Genomic DNA, 21,989 nt, shown 5'->3' with positions numbered 1-21,989 from the left:
TCTTCAGTCGCGGTCGCTGACCATGGCGATCGCCGGCGCCGCCAGCAGCGCGATGACGCCAGCGCCGCCGAACAGCGCGCCATAGCCCAAATGCTGCGCCGCATAACCGGCTAGGACGCCACCCGCCATGCTGACGAGTGCGTCCATGCATTGGAAAAGCGTGAAATCGACACCTGCCTGCCTTGGGTCCGACCAGCGCATGAATTGCGCATAGAGCGCCACGAAGCCGAGCGCCATGATGCCGGAGGAACTCAGCATCGCGACGGTTACCAGGGGACCTGTCGGGAAAACGCCCGAAAAAGCGAAGGCGGCGAGGATGAACAGCGATCCGGCCTGCAGGACGAGCGCAAGCACAAGCACGCTGCGCGTGCCCAGCCACCGGACGAGCGCGCCGCCGGCAAGCGCTGCCGCTCCGCCGAGGATCATGCTGCCGGCGCCGTTGACCAGTCCGATGGTGGAAAGGCTGAGCCCGGCATCGACGAGAAACGGGCCGAGCATGGCCAGCGCCGCCTTCTGCGCCAGCACATAGATCGCCGACGCCGCCAGGCCGCGGCGTATCTGCGGGCGCCGCAGCGCCGTGCCGAGTGAGGGCACGTGCTCGCGCACTTCCTCGCGCGATTTGATGGCGATGCCGAGCAGGAAGGGCAGCCCGAGCAGCACGAGCAACGAGGCCATGGYCGACACCGCCGCGCGCCAGCTATGGATTTCGACCAGATAGAGGAACAGGCCGGCGCCGATCGCCGAGCCGAGATAGGCGCCGCCGACCTGGGCGGCATTGCCCCAGCCGAGATTTTTGCCGGCAAGGTTCTGCACCGCAAAGCCGTCGCAGGCGATGTCGACTGTCGAAGCTGCAAAGGCGACCACCGTCAGGCAGGCGACCACGGGCCAGAAGGCGGCCGGGCCGAGCTGGGCGACGGCCAGCAGTCCGGCGATGGAGACGAGGCCGCCGACGAGGACGATCGCGCCGGTGCGGTTCCTGCCTGCCGGCGGAAGCCGGTAGCGTTCCACCGCCGGCGACCACAGGAACTTCAGCGCCCATGGCAGGGCGATCAAAGTGAGCAGACCGATGCGGTCGAGCGGCAGGCCCTGGTCGCGCATGACGGCCGGCAGACCTGTCCAGGTGATGCCGCCGATCACGCTCTGCGCCACATAGAGGCCGCCGATCGCCGCGACGATGGCGGCCGGCGACAAGGCGGTCCGGTTCGAGACGGAGACCGACATCAGAAGCGATAACGCAGGCTGCCGAACAGCGAGCGGCCCTCGTCGCGGTAGCAATAGCCGGCCGAGCAGATCGTCTGCTGGTTGTCGAACAGGTTCTTGGCGTTGATCTGCAGCTTCACGCCTTCGAGCTTCGGGTTGCGATAGCCGAAATCGTAGGACAGCGAAGCATCGACGAAGGCGCGCGCGTCGTTCTTGAACGTGTTGGTGTCGTCGCCGTAGCTCGCGCCGGCGAAACGCACGCCGGCGCCGAGCCCGAGCCCTTCAAGCGTGCCGTTCTCGAACTGGTAATGACCCCAAAGCGACAGGATGTGGTTCGGCGTCGCCGACAGTTCCTTGCCGTCGGTGCCTTCTGCGCCGCGTTCGATCTTCACGCGCAGATAGGTGTAGGAGGCGATGACGCTGAAGCCATTGTCGAGCGAGGCATTGGCTTCCAGCTCGACGCCGCGCGAGTTGAGGTCAAGCTGGCGCTGCTTGTTGATGCCGGTCGAGGCGTCGAAGACGACGCCATCCTTCTGGTCGATGTCGAACAGCGCGGCGCTGACGGTCGCGTTGTGGTCGGGGATCTCGTATTTGACGCCGATCTCCTTCTGCGTGGCGATGGTCGGGCGGGCGACGCGGTCGACCGGGCTATTAACGTCGTCATAGACGAAGCCAATGTTGGGCGAGAACGAAGTCGAGTAGTTGACGTAGGGGATGATGCCCCATTCGGTCCGGTAGGAGAGGCCGACGCGGCCGGAAAAGGCGCTGTCCTTCTGCTTCGACTGGCTGAAATCGGCGGCGGTGGAGGTGGTGTCGACCCAGTCGTAGCGACCGCTGGTGAAGAGGGTGAAATCGCTCCACTCCATCTGGTCGTGCAGGTAGACGCCGAGCTGGTTCATCTCCTGCCCGCCGGAATGAGGGACGGGGGCGRCCTTGATATCCTCGACCGAGACATAGGAGAGCCCGCTGCCGGCGTCATAATCCGACCAGGCATAGTCGATGCCGGCAATCGCGGTGTGCCTGACCGGGCCGGTGTCGAATTCGAGCTGCGCCATGTTGTCGACGACGAAGTTCTTCATCGTCTCGGTGTAGTGGCCCCAGTAGCGCTCAAGCGGCTGATCGGCGCCGATCGAATAGTGGCCGCTGTATTCGATGTCTGAATCGACAGCGTTGTAGCGCAGGTTCTGGCGCACGGTCAGCCAGTCGTTGAAGCGGTGCTCGAACTCGTAGCCGATGCGCCCCTGATCCTGGGTGAAATCGTTCCAGGCCGGATCGCCTTCATAGACGTTCGACAGCACGCCATAGGCGGAATTGTAGAAAGCTGCGGTGCCGCCGGTGACGGACTTCGAATATTCGCCGAGGATGGTGAGCTTGGTATCCTCGTCCGGCTTGAAGGTAACGGCAGGCGCCAGATAGAGCTTGTCGTCGGGATAGTCGGGCAGGCCGGTCTCGCTCAGGCGGCCGAGGCTGGTGAAGCGGTAGAGGATGCTGTCGTCGTCATTGACCGGCCCGGAAGCATCGAGCGCCGCCTGGAAGCGGTTGTGCTCGCCTGCCAGCAGTTCGATCTCATGGAACGGCTCGTCCTTGGGGCGCTTGGTGACGACGTTGACGATGCCGCCCGGACCGCTGACGCCGTAGAGCGAGGAGGCGGGTCCCTTCAGGATGGTGACGCCCTCGATGCCGTAAGGCTCGGTCTTGAACCAGGCGGAGGGGCCGTTGTACTGGCGCAGCCCGTCGCGGAACATGCCGTTGTAGAAGGCCTGGAAGCCGCGCAGGAAGAAGGCGTCGTAGCGCGTGTCGAAACCGAAGCTGTTTGGATTGGCGCTGGCCGTATAGCCCAGCGCGTCGTTCAGCGTGCGCGGCTTCTGGTCCTCGATCTGCTTCTGCGTGACGACCGAGACCGCCTGCGGGATCCTGGCGATGGGCGTGTCGGTCTTGGTGCCGATGCGGTCCTTCTTGGCGACATAGCCGTCCTGCTTCAGGATCTCGTTGCTCTCGGCGGTCACCTCGATCCTGTCGAGAACGGTGGCGTCGCCGCCGTCCTGGGCAAGTGCCGGCCAGGCATTGCCGAGGATGGCGCTGCCCGCCAGCAATGATAATCCCCGGCGCCACGTCCTCGACCGCTTCGGCATTAACCTGTCTCCAATTCTCATGTTTTTGTTGCGCTTCCGCGCTCTCAAATATGAGTATGTGAGTCAAGTATTTTTTATACGTCGCCGGACTTGACGGCGTCACGTAGCGTCAGCCTTCCTGGCAGGCCGGGACAGGCGCGACGTCTTGTTCCGATGCCGATCCGCGGCGCAAGCCAAGGAAGACGACGATGGCGGTGAGCACGGTGATCGTCGCCAGCACGATGAGCAGCCGGTCGAAAGCCGTCTCATAGGCTTGGACCAGGGCAGTGGCGTCGGCCAAGTGCAGATGTTGCACCGTTTCGCTGATATTGCCGGTTGCCAGTAGCTGGGCCGCCGCGGCCGCCTCGCCAGGCGAGGCCAGTCCTTGAGCGCCAAGCTGCGTGGCCGTGAAACCGGACAAGGCCGCCATGACGATGGCCAAGGCCACGCCCTCGCTGGCGACGCGGGTGGTGTTGAAGATGCCGACCGCCATGCCGGCGCGCTCCTTCGGCACGACGCTGACTGCCAGTCCATCCATCAGCCCCCAGGGCAAGGCGATGCCGATGCCGATCAGGATCAGCGGGGGCACCAGCGCGCTGCCCGCCGCGGGCACGCGGCTCAGCCAGACCAGACCGGCCGCGGCGACGAGGAGGCCCGCACCGCAGATCGTCGCCGGGGCGATCCGGCGTGCCGCCTGGCCGGCCAGCAGCGGCAAGATCAGCAGCGGGCCGGAGAGGCAGATCATCAATTGCCCCGCCTTGATCTCGCTCATCCCTTCGATGCCGATAAAGCGGATCGGCAGGAGCACGAGCAGGACGACGAAGGCATAGGCGGGCGCCGCGGCCAGGAACTGGACGCCGACGAAACGCGGGAAGCGAAACAGCGTCAGGTCCAGCATCGGCCGGCGCACGCGCCGCTCGACGATGACGAAGGCGGCAAAGAAGACGGCAGCCACGCCTAGGAGCACGATAACGAAGGGATTGGCCCAGCCGCTCTGCGGCGCCTGCAGCACGCCGTAGGTCAGCGCGGAAAGCGCGATGGTGAAGGTGCCGGCTCCCGCCCAGTCGAGCCCGGTTGCGTCCGGGTCGCGCGATTCGGCGATCGTGCGCAGGCCAAGCGCGGCGGCGGCAACGCCAAGCGCCGCCACGAGAAGAAAGATCGAGCGCCAGCCGAATGCGTCGATGAGCAGGCCGGAGGCAACGGGACCGAAGGCAAGGCCGATGCCGAAGCTGGTGCCGAGGAAACTGAAGGCGCGCAACCGCGATTGCCCGTCGAATTCCTGCGCGAGCGCGGAGGCGCCGCCGGCGAAGGCGGCGGCGCCGCCAATGCCTTGCAGGGCCCTGAACATGTCGAACCAGACGATGCCGGGCGCCAGCGTGCAGCCCAGCGCGGCAAGGAGATAGGTGGCGAGGCCGGCAAGGAAGATCCGCTTGCGGCCATGATTGTCGGCCAATGCTCCGGCTGCCATCAAGCCGGCGCCGAAGGTCAGCATGAAGGCGTTGGTCACCCAATTGAGGGCGAGCGGACTGCCGCCGAGATCGGCGGCAATGCGGGACAGCGCCACTGCCGGACCGGTAAAGCTCAACGGCATGGTCATGGCGGCGAGGCAGACCGACAGCAGCACGAGCCATCTGCCGGCCGGGCCGGTCCTGGTCATCAAAGTCATGGATTTTCCTATCTCAGGCGGGGTTGCCGGCATGCCGCTGACTGGCGGCGCCGATCGCAACGACAAGATAGGGCGGCGACATTTACGGCAGAATAGTATTAGATCTCCGGTCATCCCGGAATGAAACGCTCGAATGGATTCAAGCGATGGATCGTCTCAACGGCCTTCTTGCCTTCGCCCGCACCGCCGAGCTCGGCAGTTTCGTCACCGCCGGACGGGCGCTCGGCATCTCGGCTTCCGCCGTCGGAAAGAGCGTCGCCCGGCTCGAGCAGGAGCTCGGCGTGCGGCTCCTGCAGCGCAGCACGCGGCGCATCGGCCTGACCGAGGAGGGCAAGCTGTTCAACGAGCGGGTGCGCCGCATCCTCGACGATATCGAAGACGCGGAAGCGATGCTGTCGCGGACACGCGAGACGCCACGCGGACGACTGCGCATCTCCACCCCGATCGTCACCTATCATCTGCTTTTGCCGGTGCTGTCGGAATTCATGGCGCGATACCCGGAAATCGAGCTCGACATCGATTTCAACGATCGCATCGTCGACGTCATCGAAGAGGGTATCGACGTCGCGATCCGCAGCGGCGAACTGCCCGATTCACGATTGGTGTCGAGGCCGGTCGCGCCTTTTCGCATGATCTTGTGCGCTGCCTCTTCCTATCTCGATCGGCATGGCACGCCCGACACCCCGGCGGACCTCGCGGCCCATTTCGGCATCCATTTCCGATTCCTCAACAGCGGCAGGCTGCTCAACTGGCCGTTCATCACCGGGAGCGCCGCGCCGCARATTCGTTCGATGCTGACCTGCAACAACATGGAGGCTTTGAAGGGTGCGACGATCGCCGGTCTCGGCATCGCTTGCATGCCCGATTTCTTGGTGCGGGAGGCGCTGGAAGAGGGAACACTGCGAACCGTGCTCGACGAGCATGTCGACGGCCGCGGCCAGTTCCGGATGCTGTGGCCGTCCAACCGCCACCTTTCGCCGAAGGTCCGCGTCTTCGTCGATTTCCTGCCGGAGCGGCTTGCGGCCGGACGATAGGTTTCGCGGCAGGCGGCGTGAGGTCAGTAGGTGGTGCGCCCGCCGGAGAGATCGAAGGTCGCTCCGGTGGTGAAGGAGTTCTCGTCCGACAGCATGAAGACGACCATGGCGGCGGCCTCCTCGACCTCGACGAAGCGGCCGCGCGGCACCTTGCCGAGCATATAGGCGACCTGCGCCTCGGTGAGCTGCTCGAGGATGCGGGTGCGGGCGGGCGAGGGCGTCAGCGCATTGACGGCGATGTCGTGGCCGGCAAGCTCCTTGCCGAGCGACTTGGTCAGCGCCAGCACGCCGGCCTTGGCGGCGGAATAGGCGGCGGCGTTGGGATTGCCTTCCTTGCCGGCCACCGAGGAGATGTTGACGATGCGGCCGTAGTTGCGCGCGACCATGCCGGGCACCAGGCGCTTGCAGCAATAGAAGACGCCGTTGAGGTCGATATCGACGATTTGGCGCCAGGCGGCGGGGTCGTAATCCACCACGGTTGCCGCCGGCCCGGCGATACCGGCATTGTTGACGAGGAGATCGACGGGGCCGAGCGTGCGCTCGGTCTCGGCAGCGGCGCGATCGACGGCCTCGATCTGCGACTGGTCGCAGAGGATGGCCTCGACGCGGCCGAGCGGCGCGAGTTCGGCGGCGGCCTTGGCCATCGCGGCCTGGTCGACGTCCCAGATGGCGACGCCGGCGCCCGACGACACCAGGCGTCGGGCAACCGCAAGGCCGATGCCTTGCGCGCCGCCGGTCACCACGGCGACGCGGCCGGAAAGATCTACGGCATTCTGACGGCGTTCCATGGGCAATTCTCCTCAGCTACCCTTGCACCCTTGGATATCGCGGATCAGGCCCTGACGTTTCGCGCCACCAGCCTGGCTACGCTTGGCCCAATGAGCAGCACGACCAGGAAGCGCGCCGACTGCAAGGCCATGACGAAGGAGATGTCGACGTTGCGCGCCGCCGCCGCGATGATGGCGACACTGTCCATGCCGCCCGGGCTGGTCGCCAGGTAGGCGGTCAGCGGATCGATGCCGAGCAGGCGGCTGATGACGAAGGCCATGCCGCCGCAAAAGGCGATCAGCGCGACGATCGAGCCGATGATCTGCGGCAGGGCGCGCGCGGCATGGCGCAGGATCGGCCGGGTGAAGTTCAGCCCGATCGACCAACCGACCATGGCGTAGCTGGTCGCCAGCAGCCAGGGCGGCAACTGCATCGGCACGCCGAGACCGAGATGGACCACCGCGCCGAAAATGAAGGTGCCGAGAAAGAACGGCGAGGGCAGCCTGACCAGCTTTCCGGCCAGGCCGCCGACGATCGCGATGCCGATGGTGGCGGCAAAAGCGAAAGCATCGATCGGCGGAAACCAGACGATCGGCGGCGCTTCGACGTCGGAAGTGTCGACCCACATCTTGGCGACGAGAGCGGCCGTCATCGAGACGAAGATGACGCGCAGATATTGCATGAAGGCGACGAGACGCTGGTCGGCGCCGAAGGCGCCGGCCATCAGCACCATGGCGGTCGCGGCGCCAGGCGAGGAGCCCCAGACCGCCGTGGTGCCGGGCAGGATGCGCCAGCGGCTGATCAGCCAGCCAAGCAGGCTGGAGGCGGCGACGGTCGCGACCACCACGCCAAGGAACAGCGGCCATTCGTGATAGAGCGCCGGAAAGATGTCGGCCGAGATCGAGCCGGCGACCAAGCAGCCGACGATCGCCTGGGCCGAGCCGAACAGCGGTCGCGGCACACGCACGGTGGCGCCGTTGGTGCCGGCGAGGATCGCGGCAAGCATCGGGCCGATCAGCAGCGCCGCCGGCAGGGCGGCCAGTTCCAGCGCGCCGGCGAAGAGCAGCGAGAAGACCAAAAGCACCAGCCATTGCTGCGGCGGGCGCAGGCGCGCCATGCGCTCGATGGGCGCTTGGTCCAAGGGCGGTTGCTCTGGCGAGGAGTCCATATCGGGCCCTTAGACGGGACGCAGACAAATGCGAACCCGCTTTTCGCGAAAAATGCCCGTCCGGGAGATCAGCCAGCCTTTTCGGGCGACGGCAGTCCAAAGCCGCCAACAGGATGAGTCTCGATCTGGAATTCGAAACCGGCGATGAACGGACGCGCCTTGGCGATCGCGGCCTGGACTTCCGGCAATTGCAGCGAGGCCTTGTGGCTCGCCTGGTCGGTCCACACTTCGGTGACCCAGATCGCGTCGGCGTCGACCGGGTCGATGGCGATGATGTAGCTCAGGCAACCAGGGAGCGCGGCGGTGCTTTCGCGCAGCACGTCGATCACCGCGTCGCGCTGGCCGCGCGCCGCCCGCATCTTGCCGATCAGTCCGTACATGCCCTTGCTCTCCCTCCAGATTGGGTCGCGCGCTGCATCAAGTATGCAATCGCCGGCTCACGGCATCAACTGGCCGCCATTCACCTCGATCACCTGGCCGATGATGTAGCCGCTCAACAGATCGGACGACAGGAAAAGATAGGCGCCGACGCAATCCTCGGGCGTTCCGGCGCGGCCTTGCGGAATGGTGGCGACCATGGCCTTGATCTGATCGGCGTTCGAATAGCGTTCGTGGAAGGGCGTCAGGATGGTGCCCGGCGCGACCGCGTTGACGCGGATGCCGAAGCCGATCAACTCCTTGGCCATGCCGCGCGTCACATTGGAGACGAAGGCCTTGGACGACCCGTAGAGGCCGGCGCCGCCGCCGGCCCCGTTGCGCGCGGCGATCGAGGTGGTGTTGATGATGAAGCCGCCCTGGCGCTTCAGCCACGGGATCGCCTTGCGCGAGGCGGTGAGCACCGAGCGCGCGTTGAGGTCCATCACGGCGTCGTAATGCGCCTCGTCCTGATCGGCGTAGGCGACACGGCCGAGCATGCCGCCAGCATTGTTGACCAGCCCGTCGAGCCGGCCGAAATGCTTGGCGCTCTCTTCGACCACACGCTCGACGTCGGCAGGTATCGAAAAATCGCCCTGAACCAGAAACACCTCGCCGCCATCGTCGCGGATGGTCCCGGCCACGGTTTCAGCGGGCGCGCGGCTCGCATTGTAATGCAGCGCGACGCGGCATTTCTGCGCGGCGTAGGCACGGGCAAGGGCGGCACCGATGCCGGTCGAAGCGCCGGTGACCAGAACCGCCTTTCCGGCAAGATCGGGGATGGCAAGTGTCAGCATGTCGGCTGGCCTCCGCGTTGCCGTCTTTCGTAGGCCATTGTCGACCTTGCGTTCAAGTAGGGGCGTTCAAGTAGGGGCGTTCAAGTGTTGGCCTTCAAGTCCGGGCGCATTCAGGGCCTGAGATAGACATAGCCCTGGCGCTGCAACTCGGCGAGCTTCACGACGCCGCCCTTCTCGGCAAGCTCGAAGCCCGCCAGCAGGTCGGTCAGCGTGATGTCCATGCCACGCAGCGTGTTGCCGCAGGCTTGCGGGACGAGCCCCTGCTGGACGAGGCCGGCAAAGCGGCTGGAAACCGCGCCGGAAGCGCCCTTGGACTTGAAGGCGGCAAGAGCCGGGCCGTGCACCACAAGCACGATATCGACATTGCCGCCGGCGCCTTCATAGTGGTTCTTGATGTTGCCGAGGACAAAGTTGACCTTGTCCGTGTCGCTGAGATGATAGGCGACTTTCAGCCTTTCCTCCGATGTTGCCGCATTTGCCCGGCTCAGGCCGAAAAGGCCTGCGGCGCCTGCGAGACCGGCACGAAAAATGTCACGGCGCAGCATCGTATCCTCCGTTCGCTCGCCCGCTCGCGCGATTTTGCATGGCCCGGGCGGCACTCCTAGACTAGCATATCCTGGTCCTGTCGGTGGGAGGAGGATCACATGTCATCGAGGACCATGGTGGCGAGGACCATGGCGGGCGTGGCGCTTTGCGCCGCCCTTGCCGCTTTTGCCGGCGCGGCGCGCGCCGAACAGCCGCCCAAGCTTCCCGAGCTCAGCCCGACCGGCGCCGACGCCTGCTTCGGCCGCGTCTACGACGCCGCCCATCTCAAGGCGCATCCGCGCCAAAAGGTGGCGCGCATCTTCTTTTTCTACGGCCACGATCCGGTGAGCCGGCCGAACGAAGAACCTCCCGCCAACCAGGATAATTCCTACAATGGCTTCCTCACCACCACGGTGCGCGGCGCCAAGAAGCCGGAATGGGCGAGCAGCTGGTGCAACAAGGAAGATCCGAGCGACAAGGCAAGTGGCATCCGCTGCGGCATGGATTGCGACCGGACTCTGGCCTCGCTGAAAGTCGACGACAAGGGAAAGCTGCTGCTGTCCGGCCTGTCGCAAGACGTCTATCTCGATCCCGACGCGTCGGAGTCGATGAGCAAGGCGGAGTATGCCAAGCAGGCGTTGGGCAGCGAGGACGACAATTTCAAGCTGGACCCGATGCCGGCCGATAGCTGCAAGGGGGAGTTCGCGCGCATCGATCCCATCGATCCGGCGCTTGGTGATCCGCTGCGCGTGCGGCTGAAGCCCGATCAGCCCTTCTGCTTCGGCCGCGACTACGACGAGCAGCATCTGAAGTCGCACCCCAACCAGCTGACGCAATCGATTCGTGTCTTCCGCGGTCCGGTCGAGCTTGCCTCCTTCGCCACCGGCGGCGATGCCGCGAACTGGCCCGACGGCGCGGATATCGCCATTTCGGTGACGACAAGGCAGAAGGGCGCCAAGGTCACGCAGACCTATTCCTGCCAGGGCGATGCCGACCAGTGGCGCTGCTCGGCCAGCCCGAAGATGAGCGATTTTTCCTGCGACATCTCGCAGAAGGAAATCTTCCTCAAGCGCGGCCCCAACGGCACGATGATGGTCGCCAACCCCAACAATGCGGTGGCGGTAGTCGATCTTTGCTCGAAGGCGGTGAACGGTAAGACGAAATCCGACGACAAGGTCTATCGGTTGACGCCGATGCCGCAGTCGGCTTGCGCACCGTAATCAGCGCTTCGTCATTCCAGGGTCTCCGCGACGGAGCTTCGCTCCTGCTCCGCCCTGAAATAACGAACATTTTGCGTCAGGCGAAAGGCACCGCCGTGGTGCCTTTCGGCAGCTTGGCCTCGTCGTCCGGCTCGACGTGGAWGGTGACGCGCACCGAGGGGATCTCGGCCTTCAGCGCGTCCTCGATGCGGTCGCAAATGACGTGACTGGCGCCGACCGTCATGTCGGCGTCGACCACCAGATGGAACTCGATGAAGGTGGCGCGCCCGGCGATGCGCGTCTTCAGGTCATGCACCTCGAGCGCGCCCTTCGAATTGGCCGAGATGATATCGCGGATCTGCATGTTCTCCTGGCTGTCGACGGCGCGGTCCATCAGTCCGTTCATCGACGAGCCGATGACATGCCAGCCTTGCCACAGGATGTTGAGCGCGACGATGACGGCCAGCGCCGGATCGAGGATCTGCCAGCCGGTCAGCACCGCGCCGACAAGGCCGCCGAGCACGCCGACGGATGTCACCACGTCAGTCATGATGTGCTGGCCATCGGCAACAAGGGCCGGCGACTTCGCGTTGCGGCCGGTGCGGATTAGCGCCCAGGCCCAGACCGCGTTGATGAGCGTTGCGACGCCGTTGACGGCAAGGCCTTTCCAGGGCTGTTCCAGCGGCGCGGGGTGCTGCCAGGACTGCCAGACCTCGTTGAGAATCAGGAGGGCTGCGACGACAATCAGCACCCCTTCGAGCACGGCAGAGAAATATTCGGCCTTGTGATGGCCGAAGGGATGGTCCTGGTCGGCGGGCTTGTAGCTGACCTGGATCGCCCAGAAAGCGGCGGCCGACGCAATCACGTTGACGATCGATTCCGCCGCGTCCGAGTAGAGCGCGACCGAACCGGTGATATACCAGGCGACAAGCTTGAGGACGAGCACGACACAGGCGACGACAATCGACCAGAACGCAAGGCTGGCGACCTTCTGCCGTGTCGCCGCCTTCGTCTCCTGGGTTGTCGTCATGATGGCCGCACTCATTCCTGGGCGCCGCCCTAAGCGGCCTTTTCCTTAGCCTTGCGCGGCAGATGCGCAACGATGTTCTCGATGATGCGCATGCCCGCATTGTGGCCGAGCGTCATGATCGATTCGGGATGGAATTGCACCGCCGCGATCGGCTCCTTGCGGTGCTCGAAGGCCATGATGATGCCGTCCTCGGTCTCTGCGGTGACCACGAAGCCGTCGGGCAGGCGCACCGGATCGGCGAAGATCGAGTGGTAGCGGCCGACGGTCACTTCCTTGGGGAGCCCTGAGAAGATGATGCCGGGCTTGGAGACGCGGATGCGCGACGGCTTGCCGTGCATGGGGATGTGCAATTGCCTGAGCTCGCCGCCATAGGCTTCGGCCAGCGCCTGCAGGCCGAGGCAGACGCCGAAGATCGGCAGGTCGCGGGCGCGCGCCCGTCTGATGGTGGCCGCGCAATCGAAATCCGTCGGCGTGCCCGGTCCGGGCGACAGCACGACGAGATCGGGCTTCAGACGCTCGAAGACCTCTTCCGGTACCGGGGTGCGCACGGTGGAGACATTGGCGCCGGTCTGGCGGAAGTAGTTGGCGAGCGTATGGACGAAGGAGTCCTCGTGGTCGACGAGCAGGATGTTGACGCCGTCGCCGACGCGCGCGGTGGTGCGCTCGGTTCCGGTGGCGTTGCCGGTCTTGGCGTCGCGGATGGCGGAGAGCATGGCGGATGCCTTCAATTCGGTTTCGGCTTCTTCTTCCTCGGGAACGCTGTCGAAAAGCAGCGTGGCGCCGGCGCGCACCTCGGCGATGCCGTCCTTGATGCGGATGGTGCGGAGCGTCAGTCCGGTGTTCATGTCGCCGTTGAAGTTGACCATGCCGATCGCCCCGCCATACCAGGCGCGCGGGCTCTTCTCGTTCTGCTCGATGAAGCGCATGGCCCACAGTTTCGGCGCGCCGGTGACAGTGACCGCCCAGGCGTGCGACAGGAAGGCGTCGAAGGCATCCATGCCTTCGCGCAGCCGGCCCTCGATGTGATCGACGGTGTGGATCAGGCGCGAATACATCTCGATCTGACGGCGGCCGATGACACGCACCGAGCCCGGCTCGCAGACGCGCGACTTGTCGTTGCGGTCGACATCCGAGCACATGGTCAGCTCGGACTCGTCCTTCTTCGAGTTGAGCAACTTCAGGATCTGCTCGGAGTCGGAGATGGCGTCGTCGCCGCGCTTGATGGTGCCCGAGATCGGGCAGGTCTCGACGCGGCGGCCGTTGACGCGCACGAACATCTCCGGCGAGGCGCCGATCAGATATTCGTTTTCGCCGAGATTGATGAAGAAGGAATAGGGCGAGGGGTTGATCGATTTCAGCTTGCGCGAGATGTCGGAGGGCTGGGTCTCGCAACGCTCGTAGAACATCTGTCCGGGCACGACCTCGAACAGGTCGCCACGCTTGAAGCTCTCCATGGCGCGCCGCACCAGGTTGGCGTATTCGCCAGGCTCATGGTCGCCGCGCGGCGGGATGCGGTCGGCGGTCCTGAACGGCTCGGCATGGGCGTCGCGGGCCAGGCCCTCGGTCGAAAAACCGTCGCCGGAATAGTCGTAGCGATCGGTCCAGGCCTTGGTCGAATAATGGTCGACGACGAGGATCTCGTCGGGCAGGAACAGCACGAGGTCGCGCTGGCCTGCCTTGCGCTCGAGCTTGTAGTCGACCGGATCGAACTGGAAGGCGAGGTCGTAGCCGAAGGCGCCGTAAAGGCCGAGATTGGCGTCCTCGGCGGTCTTGAACAGCGCGGTGATGGCGCGCAGCACTGTGAAGACCGACGGAACGCGGCTGCGCTCCTCCTCGGTGAAGACACGGCCGGGCTTGGCGACATCGAGACGAATGAGCGTCTTCGAGGTTTCGGCGATCGTGACTTCGCTCAACTGACCAAGCGCTTTGCCGATCACCGGCAGCAACACTTCGCCGCGCTTGTTCAGCGCTTCGATGCGCATCGTGCGTCCCCGCGCGGAGATCACCAGCGGCGGATCGATGATGGCCGTATCCCAGCGCGTGTAGCGGCCCGGATATTCATAGTTGGAGGAGAACACGGCGCCGCGGCGCGAATTCAGGCCGTCCACATAGGCGTCGATCGCGCCTTCATAGGGCTGGTCGTGGCGCTCTCGGGTGATCGTCACGCCGCCAGCGGTGACGAAGCGCTCGGCCCCGTTGTCCAGAACTTTAGTCGTCATTGCCGTCTCCATCAGCGTTTTGGGCAACGGACCCGGGAATGGCTCTAAAAACAAATGGCCGCCCGGACATTCCGTTGCGGCCACCCTCTACTTTCACGCGCACGCGCACGAACAGGCCGCTGTCAGCAGCCCCACCACCAAATGGTCTTGTTCGAACGCATGTTCATGGCGACTCCCATAGCGGCGAATGACCGGATCGGCAAGCGGAATCGGGGAACGCGCCGGATGGAGCAAGTCGTCCGCGGCTTCCGTGCGAGCCGCGGGCGGCGTTCGGCATTTCGCGCGGCCGGCCGAGATGGACAGCCGGCCAACTTGCATGGCGGGCCCGGCAATCGATTGTGTGTGAATTCAAGAGGCATGAATTTGATCAAAATCTGAAAAGGTTGGAAGCTCCACCCTTGACATTTCGGCAGGCCCTGTGACGTTCGACGATCGAGTATGATCAAATCAATCGAGGATCAATGGGAATGCCGCACGACGAAATCGATACGCAGAACGCCTTGCTTCTGGCCCGCCGCTTCTCGATGGCCGGGCGGCGCGCGCTGGTCACCGGCGGCAGCGTCAGCATCGGCCGCGAGATCGTCAGGGTTTTCGCGGAGGCCGGCGCCGATGTGGCGGTCCATTCGGCCCGCGCCGCCGACATCGCGTTCGGCCAGCCCGACGCCGCCGCCGATGCTGTGCGCGAAGTCCATGAAAGAGGCCGGCGCGGGGTGGCGATCGACGCCGATTTCGCCGAGCCCGGCGAGGCGACGCGCTGCGTCCATGAGGCGATCGCTGCGCTCGGCGGGGTCGACGTGCTGGTCGTCTGCGCCTCCATCCAGTACCGCACGCCTTTCCTCGAATTGCCGGCCGACCAAGTGGAGCGCCAGATCCAGATCAATTTCAGGGCGACGATCGAGCTGCTCCAGGCAGCGTTACCAGGCATGAAGGACAATGGCTGGGGCCGGGTGCTGACGATCGGCAGCATCAACCAGACCCGCCCCGAATCCGATCTTGCCGTCTATGCGGCGCTGAAGAGCGCGCAGCACAATCTGTCATTCAACCTTGCCAAGGATTACGCGCCGCACGGCGTGACGATCAACAACCTGTCGCCGGGCCTTGTGATTACCGAGCGCAACCGCTGGCGGCGCCAGGATGCGGCGAAGTGGGCTGAAATCCAGAAGAATTCAGCGCCAATGCGACGGGCAGGCGAGGCAAGCGAGATGGCCGGAGCGGCGGTGCTTTTGTGCTCCGATGCCGGCAGTTTCATCACCGGCATCGACCTGCAGGCAACAGGGGGACGTCACCTCGGCTGGCTCTGAATCAAAGAGATGGAGCATGATGTTGTCCGAAACCGCTTCACACTTTTCGGCATCATGCTCCGGCGGCGCGATCGTGGCCTAGCCGGCGAACATCGGCTCCGGCAGGCCCGCCACCCCGACATCGAGCGCCAAAAGCGCACCGGCAAGCGGCTGCTCGGCCCGTTCCACGGCGTTCAGCGTCTGGGTGGCGGTGGTCACGTAGAGGGTCCTCAAGCCCTCGCCGCCAAAGGCGCAGGAGGTCGGCTGGCTGACCGGGACCCGCACCAGCCTGTCCAGCGTGCCCTCGGGTGCGAGGCGGGCGAGTGCGCCCCCTTGGTAGCGCGCATTCCAAAGGAAGCCTTCCGCGTCGACAGTGGCGCCGTCTGGCCGACCCGGCGCCGCTTGCGCCGTGACGAATGTCGACCATCGGCCGACGCTGCCGCTCGCCGGATCGAAGTCCRCACGCTCGATGTCGCCTTTCCTGGTGTCGGTGAAGTAGAGCGTTCGCTTATCCGGGCTGAAGCAAAGTGCGTTGGGCACGGCGATCCGCCCGCGTAGCAGGGGCGGGTCCCCTGTCGCGTCGATCCGGTAGAGAGCGCCCGACGGGTGCAATCCGTAATCCCACATGCTGCCGCAGATGATGCCGCCGGCGGGATCGCATTTCATGTCGTTCAGGCGATGCTGCGGTGGCCCGTATTCGACCGTCGTCAATCGGCTCAACTGGCCGTTCTGCGGATCGAAAGCGTGGAGGTCGTGCCTGAGCGCGACGACCACCCCGCCTTTCGCCCGCGGGACGACGGAGCCGATCACGTCGGGCATCGGCCATGAGGTCACGGTCCCGCTTTTCGGCTGCAGGCGGTGCAGGCAAGGGCGGCGCAGGTCGACCCAGAACAATTCGCYGGTTTGCGGATGCCAGATCGGCGATTCGCCCAGAATGTCGCCCGTCTTCGCGGCGACGTCGAACTCGGYGGCGGTCACTGCAGGCCGATGTCCGGCTTGGGATCGACGGCGATCCTGTCCAGAAGGTCGTGCTTGGCCTTCTCGATATGCGCCCCCATCAGAACTGCCGCCGAGCCGGCATCCTGGCGCTCGATGGCGCGGATGATGTGGCGGTGATCGTTGATGACGCCGTGGAAGCGCCCCTCGTCATAGCCGTAGCGCTGCCAGATCGCCGCCACCAGAAGCCAGTTGCGATCCACCATGGACAGCGCGCCGGGATTGCCGGCGGCCTCGTTGATGACGCCGTGGAAGACGTTGTTGGCATGCGGCACGGCAAGGAAGTCCTCGCTCGCGACCCGGGCTTCGAGCAATTCCTCGGCCGCCTTCAGGTCGCGCAGATGATCGGCGGTGCGGCGCTCGCTGGCGCGCCGCGCAAGCATGGTCTCGATGGCGCTGCGGATGTCGAAAAGGTCGACCACGAAAGACATGTGAACCGTCCTGACGCGGGCGCCGCGATTGGGCTCCAGCACCACCAGGCCGGTGCCGCTCAGCGCGCGCAGCGCTTCGCGCACCGGCATATGGCTCACGCCATAGCGGCTCGCCAACTCGTCGATCCTCAGCCGCGAGCCGAACGGAATGGCTCCGGAAATGATGTCGTCACGAAGCAGTTTTTGAACGTCGGGAATTCGCGCCATATGTCCCTGCTACCCGGATTTGAGCAAATATTGCTCGCATGGCCATCAACAGAAGTCAATTTTGCCCTTGCCAATGGAACATTTGATCAAATATGAGATTTGCCAGGAGATCGCCTGCAGCGACGGTTCGGGAACGCCAGATGCCTCCACATGCCTCCGACAAAGGGGAAATCGATCGCCTGCCGTCCTTTCGCGGCTTCAGCCGGGCCGATGGAAGCGTCGGAGTCCGCAATTACGTGCTTGTCCTGTGCATCAACGGGCTTGCGCTGCGGGTGAGCGAGCGGATCGCCGCCAGCCTGGAGGGCGCGCTGCTGGCGGCCACGAGCGCCGGCAGGGGCCATATCGAACCGGATCTCGGGTTGCACGTTGATCAACTTGTGGGTCTTGGGCGCAACCCCAATGTGGGCGCGGTGCTGGTTGTCGGGGTCGACAACGCGACGACCGCGATGGTTTCGGCCCGCATCTCGGAAGACGGCAAGCCCGTCGCCAGCGTCTCCTTCGCCGAGCAGGAGGAAGATATGCTTTCGGTCCTGGAGCAGGGCATCAGGCGAGGTGCTGCGCTGTTGCGCGAGGCCTCCCGCGCCCGCCGCGAAACATTGCCGGGAACAAAACTGGTCGTCGGCGTCGAATGCGGTCATTCCGACGCGACGTCGGGTCTCATCAGCAACCCGGTCGTCGGCGCCGCGGTGGACCTTCTGGTGTCGCGCGGCGCAACCGTCATCGCCGGCGAGACCGTCGAGTGGCTGGGCGCGGAGCATATCCTGGCCGGCCGCGCCCGCGATCCGTCGATCGCACAAGGAATCCTGCGTGCGGTGGAGCGCCGGGAAAGCCTTGCCAGCGCGTCGGGCCGCAGCCTGACGGGCAACAATCCCGGCGAGGAAAATATTCGCGGCGGGCTAAGCACGATCGAGGAGAAGTCGCTCGGCGCCGTGGCGAAGACAGGCAGCTGCCCGATCGACGGGATGCTCTCCGTCGCCGAGCCGCCGCCTGCCGGCGGGCTTTACCTGATGGACGGCCCGTCCTTCTCGCCGGAATCGATGACCGGCTTCACCGCCGCCGGCGCCCAGCTCATGCTGTTCACCACCGGGCCCGGCAACAGCACGGCGAGCGCGCTCGCGCCGACGATCAAGATAACCGCCCGGCGCGAGACCGCGCGCCGGCTGCCCGAGCAGATCGATTTCGACGCCAGCCCGGTCGCGGAAGGAGCCGAAACGATCGAGGAGGCCGCGTGCCGGCTGCTCGCGACGATCTTCGAGGTCGCCGGCGGCACGCTCACCTTCGGCGAGATATTGGGAGAGGGCCTGGAAGTCCCGACCCGGATACGAGGTTCGCTGTGAGCGCGGTTTTCTCAACAAGCGTGAAGGCGGCCGGCCCAACGCGGTTTGGGGGAGCGCTGGTTTATCTGCGCACGATGGCGCTGTTCGTGCTTGCCTGGTATGTCGGATCGCTCTTCGTGCCATCAAAACTGCTGCTGCCGTCGCCGTTGGCGGTCGCCGCAGCGCTTCGCGACACCGCGCTCAATGGCGAGCTGTTCGGCAATGCGCTGATCAGCCTGGCGAGGCTTTTGGCCAGCCTGCTYGCCGCAGCCGCGATTGCCGTGCCGCTCGGCCTGCTGATGGGCCGCAGCCGGCTGTGGAACGATCTGCTCGAACTGCCGGTCGAGATGCTGCGGCCGATCGCCGGCATCGCCTGGATACCGCTCGCGCTCTACCTCTTCGGCATCGGCCATCGCCTGCCGCTGTTCATCATGTTCTACACGGCGTTCTTCCCGTTGCTGGTCGGCACGGCCGCGGGCGCCGCCGCGGTGGATAAGCGCCTGATCGCCGCGGCGCGCACGATGGGCCTGTCGGGGCCGACGATCATGCGGCGCGTCATCGTGCCGGCGGCGCTGCCGGCGATCCTGGTTTCGGCGCGGCTTGCCGTCGCCGCGTCGTGGACCGCCGTCGTCGCCGCCGAGCTGGTCGGGGCGCCGAACGGGCTGGGCTACGCGATCGAATATTATCGCAGCATGTTGTCGACCCCGACGGTGATGGCCTTCATCGTCACGATCGGCGTGCTCGGCTTCCTGACCGACAAGGGGCTGCGCCAGCTTTCGAAGGTTCTGACCCCGTGGGCACAGACGGGGGCGGCGCGATGAAACGCATGGCGCTTCGACTTATCGTCCCGGTTCTGCTCATTGCCGGCTGGCAGCTCCTCGCTTCGGGTTCGGACCATGCGCCGCGACCGAGCACCGTGGTCGAAGCCGCGATCGCCATGCTGCGGGACGGTGACCTGCTCGCCGGCCTTGYCACCAGCCTGGGGCGCGTCTTTGCGGGCTTTGCCATCGCGGCATGTGTGGCAATCCCGCTCGGCATCGCCATGGGCAGCATGCCGACGGTCGAGCGCAATCTCGACCCGCTGGTGGAGACGTTCCGGCCGATCGCGGCGCTCGCCATCCTGCCGCTCGTCATCCTCTGGCTGGGGTCGGGCTCGGGCGCGGCGATCGCGATCGTCGCCTATGCCGCCTTCTTCCCGATCCTGATCAACACCATCTCGGGCGTGAAGCGCATCGAGCCCAGCCTGATGCGCGCCGCGCTGACCATGGGGCTTAAGCCGCTCACCCGCATGCGCGTGGTGCTCCTGCCAGCGGCCTTGCCGTCGATCCTCGTCGGCATGCGGATCGGATTGGGGATCGCCTGGACGGCGATCATCGCCGCCGAGCTTGCGGTTGGCGCCAAGTCCGGCAGCAGCGGCGGCATCGGCCAGATGATGTTCGTCTTCTACGCCTACTCGATCGACCTGAACGGCATGGTCGTCTGCATGATCGCGGTCGGCATCGTCGCCTTCGCCCTCGACCGCGCTCTGCGCTGGGCGCTTGCCATCACCGTACCGTGGAGCCGCCTATGAGCGCGCCGAAGATCCGGCTCGATAGCGTCAGCAAGTCCTTCGGCGGCTCGGTCGTCGCCGTCGAGAAGCTGTCGCTGGACATCAGGGACGGCGAGTTCCTCGCCATCGTCGGACCCTCGGGCTGCGGCAAGACGACGGTGCTCAACATGCTGGCCGGTCTCGAGCCCGCGACGTCCGGCACCATGGCGCTCAACGGCAAGCCGATCGAGGGGCCGGGCGCCGAGCGCGGCGTGATGTTCCAGGACTACGCGCTGTTTCCCTGGCGCACGGTGCGCGGCAATGTCGAGTTCGGACTGGTCTATGGGCCGGCCGGGAATGGGCTGTCGCCGGCCGAGCGAACCGAGCGCGTCGAGCGCACCATCGAGATGGTCGGGCTCAAGGGTTCGCAGGACAAGTATCCGCACCAGCTCTCGGGTGGCATGCGCCAGCGCGTGGCGCTGGCGCGGCTGATGGCGAGCGAGCCGGAGATCCTCTTGATGGACGAGCCGCTGGCCGCACTCGACGCGCAGACCCGCGTCATCCTGCAGGACGAACTGCTGCGGATCTGGGGGCAGGACCGCCCGGCGCCGGAACGGCGCACGGTCGTGTTCATCACGCATGCCATCGACGAGGCCGTGTTCCTGGCCGACCGGGTGGCGGTGCTGAGCAGCCATCCCGGCCGGCTGAAGCAGATCGTCGACATAGACCTGCCGAGGCCGCGCGGCGACGCGACCCGCCGCTCGGGCGATTTCGCCAGGCTCTGCCAGTCGATCTGGGAGCTGATCCGCGAAGAAGCATACCGCGCAACGATGAACTGACACGACAGGACGGAGGAATGTCATGACAAGATCTACGCAGAGCATCTTCACCCGCCGCATGTTCCTTGCGGGCGCCGCCGCGGGCGCCCTCGCCATGCCCGCGATCGTGCGGGCGCAGGACCGCAAGACGGCGAAAGTCTCGATCGGGCGCCAGCCTTACGCCGCCGGCAATTCGCCGCTGACGCAGCGCATGATCAACGAGAAGATGCTGGAGAAGGCAGCAAGCGAGCTCGGCTACGACCTGACCGTCGACTGGCGCGACTACCCCTCGGCCCTGCCCATGGTCGAGGCCTTCGTCTCGGGCGATCTCGACATCGGCATGTGGGGCAACACGCCGATCGTTCGCCTGCTGTCTCAGGCGCAGCCGATCAACATCCTGACCGTGGGCGAGGGCCATATGCGCATGGTGTTGGCGACCCGCAAGGGCTCGCCGATCAGGAACATCGAGGACCTGAAGGGCAAGACGGTCGGCGCGCTGGTCGGCGGCGACCCCTACAACGCGCTCTCGCAGATGCTGCTGCAGGAATTGGGCGACGCCGATCCGCGCGCCTTCAACATCAACATCGTCAACACGCCGACCCAGGCGGTGGCGGCATCGCTGCCGGAAGGCATGGACGCGTCGGTCGTGATCTACCCGGCCTTTCTCAAGGCCAATGCCGAGACGGGGCTTACGGGCATCATGAATTCCTTCGGCTACACCGAGGCCGGCTACAGCGGACCGGCGGGCGAGGGCGAAGGGCATTTGCTGCCGGGCGTCAAGAAATCGAAATTCTATCCCGACGGCTACTATCTGCACCGCTCCTTCTGGATCTGCAGCGACCGCATCGTCGGCGATGACTCGCCGATCGGCCAGGCCTTCCTGGTCGCCGCGCAGCGGGCGCTGGCGGAATTGCAGAAAGTCGACCCGAAGGACATTTCGCAATCGGTCAACAAATATTGGGGGCTCGATCCCGCGCTCGGCGCCAAGGTCGTCGGCGACGAGGTGCTCTTCCAGCGCGGCTGGATCTGGCCGACGGAAGGCGATGCGGCCGCGGTCAGCCAGATTTCCCAGTTCATGGTGGCCGGCAAGATGATCCCCGAGGCGTTGAGCTGGGATCAGGTCAAGGCCGCCTTCGGCAAGGCGGCTCCATTGCTGCAGAAGGCCTATGAGGGGACGGGCAAGGTGCCGGACGAAAGCGGCTTTACCGACAAGAGCGCCAAGGACCTGCGCGGCCTGCCGGCCTGGCAGCTCGACCAGTGGAAGGCGCCTTCCTGAGCAAGC

20 protein-coding genes are annotated in these 21,989 nt (G+C 65.6%); 8 read left to right on the top strand and 12 right to left on the bottom strand.

Annotated features, from left to right (window positions below; all coding sequences use genetic code 11):
• Nucleotides 1-3 precede the first annotated feature (3 nt).
• The 3 genes from LCM4577_RS04810 to LCM4577_RS04800 form a co-directional block, all read right to left on the bottom strand.
• Nucleotides 4-1,221: an MFS transporter gene (locus LCM4577_RS04810; RefSeq protein WP_071069968.1), complete on the bottom strand. Its 1,218-nt coding sequence runs from the start codon at nucleotides 1,219-1,221 to the stop codon at nucleotides 4-6.
• Nucleotides 1,221-3,332: a TonB-dependent siderophore receptor gene (locus LCM4577_RS04805; protein ID WP_071069966.1), complete on the bottom strand. Its 2,112-nt coding sequence runs from the start codon at nucleotides 3,330-3,332 to the stop codon at nucleotides 1,221-1,223. The genes LCM4577_RS04810 and LCM4577_RS04805 overlap by 1 nt, the downstream gene beginning before the upstream one ends.
• A gap of 109 nt (nucleotides 3,333-3,441) precedes the next feature.
• Nucleotides 3,442-4,977 carry an MFS transporter gene (locus LCM4577_RS04800; protein ID WP_071069964.1) on the bottom strand — a complete coding sequence of 512 codons (1,536 nt, stop codon included), beginning with the start codon at nucleotides 4,975-4,977 and terminating at the stop codon, nucleotides 3,442-3,444.
• Between the two features lie 146 nt (nucleotides 4,978-5,123).
• Between LCM4577_RS04800 and LCM4577_RS04795 the strand changes: the two genes are divergently transcribed.
• Entirely contained in the window at nucleotides 5,124-6,011 is an 888-nt protein-coding gene (locus LCM4577_RS04795; protein ID WP_071069963.1) for a LysR family transcriptional regulator, read from the top strand.
• A 23-nt stretch (nucleotides 6,012-6,034) separates the two neighbouring features.
• On the opposite strand, the gene LCM4577_RS04790 is transcribed toward LCM4577_RS04795, so the two are convergent.
• From LCM4577_RS04790 to LCM4577_RS04770, 5 genes are all read right to left on the bottom strand, one after another.
• Nucleotides 6,035-6,799: an SDR family NAD(P)-dependent oxidoreductase gene (locus tag LCM4577_RS04790; protein WP_071069961.1), complete on the bottom strand. Its 765-nt coding sequence runs from the start codon at nucleotides 6,797-6,799 to the stop codon at nucleotides 6,035-6,037.
• 44 nt (nucleotides 6,800-6,843) lie between these two features.
• Nucleotides 6,844-7,947: an AbrB family transcriptional regulator gene (locus tag LCM4577_RS04785; protein WP_071033084.1), complete on the bottom strand. Its 1,104-nt coding sequence runs from the start codon at nucleotides 7,945-7,947 to the stop codon at nucleotides 6,844-6,846.
• 68 nt (nucleotides 7,948-8,015) lie between these two features.
• Entirely contained in the window at nucleotides 8,016-8,327 is a 312-nt protein-coding gene (locus LCM4577_RS04780) for a putative quinol monooxygenase (protein ID WP_040989797.1), read from the bottom strand.
• 57 nt (nucleotides 8,328-8,384) lie between these two features.
• Nucleotides 8,385-9,158 (bottom strand): SDR family NAD(P)-dependent oxidoreductase, encoded by a 774-nt coding sequence (locus LCM4577_RS04775; protein WP_071033086.1) that lies wholly within the window; start codon nucleotides 9,156-9,158, stop codon nucleotides 8,385-8,387.
• 110 nt (nucleotides 9,159-9,268) lie between these two features.
• The gene (locus LCM4577_RS04770; RefSeq protein WP_041012740.1) at nucleotides 9,269-9,703 is read right to left on the bottom strand and encodes a DsrE family protein; all 435 of its coding nucleotides are present in this window, start codon (nucleotides 9,701-9,703) and stop codon (nucleotides 9,269-9,271) included.
• Between the two features lie 99 nt (nucleotides 9,704-9,802).
• Here LCM4577_RS04770 and LCM4577_RS04765 point away from each other — a divergent pair, with 99 nt between their 5' ends.
• Nucleotides 9,803-10,903, top strand: coding sequence for a hypothetical protein (locus tag LCM4577_RS04765; protein WP_071069959.1), 1,101 nt, complete (start codon nucleotides 9,803-9,805; stop codon nucleotides 10,901-10,903).
• 76 nt (nucleotides 10,904-10,979) lie between these two features.
• On the opposite strand, the gene LCM4577_RS04760 is transcribed toward LCM4577_RS04765, so the two are convergent.
• Both LCM4577_RS04760 and LCM4577_RS04755 read right to left on the bottom strand, forming a co-directional pair.
• A complete protein-coding gene (locus tag LCM4577_RS04760) occupies nucleotides 10,980-11,912 on the bottom strand; it encodes a cation diffusion facilitator family transporter (protein ID WP_244508220.1) in 933 nt (310 codons plus the stop codon).
• A 29-nt stretch (nucleotides 11,913-11,941) separates the two neighbouring features.
• Nucleotides 11,942-14,131 (bottom strand): anthranilate synthase, encoded by a 2,190-nt coding sequence (locus LCM4577_RS04755; protein ID WP_071069955.1) that lies wholly within the window; start codon nucleotides 14,129-14,131, stop codon nucleotides 11,942-11,944.
• A gap of 467 nt (nucleotides 14,132-14,598) precedes the next feature.
• On the opposite strand from LCM4577_RS04755, the gene LCM4577_RS04750 reads away from it, so the two are divergent.
• Complete coding sequence (locus LCM4577_RS04750) at nucleotides 14,599-15,432, top strand: SDR family NAD(P)-dependent oxidoreductase (protein ID WP_157900448.1); 834 nt, start codon at nucleotides 14,599-14,601, stop codon at nucleotides 15,430-15,432.
• 78 nt (nucleotides 15,433-15,510) lie between these two features.
• On the opposite strand, the gene LCM4577_RS04745 is transcribed toward LCM4577_RS04750, so the two are convergent.
• Together LCM4577_RS04745 and LCM4577_RS04740 are read right to left on the bottom strand one after the other, a co-directional pair.
• On the bottom strand, nucleotides 15,511-16,389 hold the full coding sequence (locus tag LCM4577_RS04745; RefSeq protein WP_071069953.1) for an SMP-30/gluconolactonase/LRE family protein: 879 nt from the start codon (nucleotides 16,387-16,389) through the stop codon (nucleotides 15,511-15,513).
• Nucleotides 16,386-17,045 (bottom strand): GntR family transcriptional regulator, encoded by a 660-nt coding sequence (locus LCM4577_RS04740; protein ID WP_052458221.1) that lies wholly within the window; start codon nucleotides 17,043-17,045, stop codon nucleotides 16,386-16,388. The genes LCM4577_RS04745 and LCM4577_RS04740 overlap by 4 nt, the downstream gene beginning before the upstream one ends.
• Before the next feature lie 140 nt (nucleotides 17,046-17,185).
• Here LCM4577_RS04740 and LCM4577_RS04735 point away from each other — a divergent pair, with 140 nt between their 5' ends.
• From LCM4577_RS04735 to LCM4577_RS04715, 5 genes are read left to right on the top strand one after another with little or no spacing between them, the layout of a single operon-like run.
• Nucleotides 17,186-18,382: a UxaA family hydrolase gene (locus tag LCM4577_RS04735; RefSeq protein ID WP_071069951.1), complete on the top strand. Its 1,197-nt coding sequence runs from the start codon at nucleotides 17,186-17,188 to the stop codon at nucleotides 18,380-18,382.
• The gene (locus tag LCM4577_RS04730; RefSeq protein ID WP_131803423.1) at nucleotides 18,379-19,182 is read left to right on the top strand and encodes an ABC transporter permease; all 804 of its coding nucleotides are present in this window, start codon (nucleotides 18,379-18,381) and stop codon (nucleotides 19,180-19,182) included. Before LCM4577_RS04735 ends, LCM4577_RS04730 begins: the two co-directional genes overlap by 4 nt.
• 5 nt (nucleotides 19,183-19,187) lie before the next feature.
• Nucleotides 19,188-19,931 carry an ABC transporter permease gene (locus tag LCM4577_RS04725; protein ID WP_157900447.1) on the top strand — a complete coding sequence of 248 codons (744 nt, stop codon included), beginning with the start codon at nucleotides 19,188-19,190 and terminating at the stop codon, nucleotides 19,929-19,931.
• Nucleotides 19,928-20,728, top strand: coding sequence for an ABC transporter ATP-binding protein (locus LCM4577_RS04720; protein WP_071033094.1), 801 nt, complete (start codon nucleotides 19,928-19,930; stop codon nucleotides 20,726-20,728). The genes LCM4577_RS04725 and LCM4577_RS04720 overlap by 4 nt, the downstream gene beginning before the upstream one ends.
• A gap of 22 nt (nucleotides 20,729-20,750) precedes the next feature.
• Entirely contained in the window at nucleotides 20,751-21,983 is a 1,233-nt protein-coding gene (locus LCM4577_RS04715; protein ID WP_071033095.1) for an ABC transporter substrate-binding protein, read from the top strand.
• Nucleotides 21,984-21,989: the final 6 nt, after the last annotated feature.

It is taken from the genome of Mesorhizobium sp. LCM 4577 (assembly GCF_001854795.2).
GTDB lineage: Bacteria > Pseudomonadota > Alphaproteobacteria > Rhizobiales > Rhizobiaceae > Mesorhizobium > Mesorhizobium plurifarium.
The sequence above is the reverse complement of the archived record's forward strand: the minus strand, read 5'-3'. Positions and strand labels throughout refer to the sequence as shown.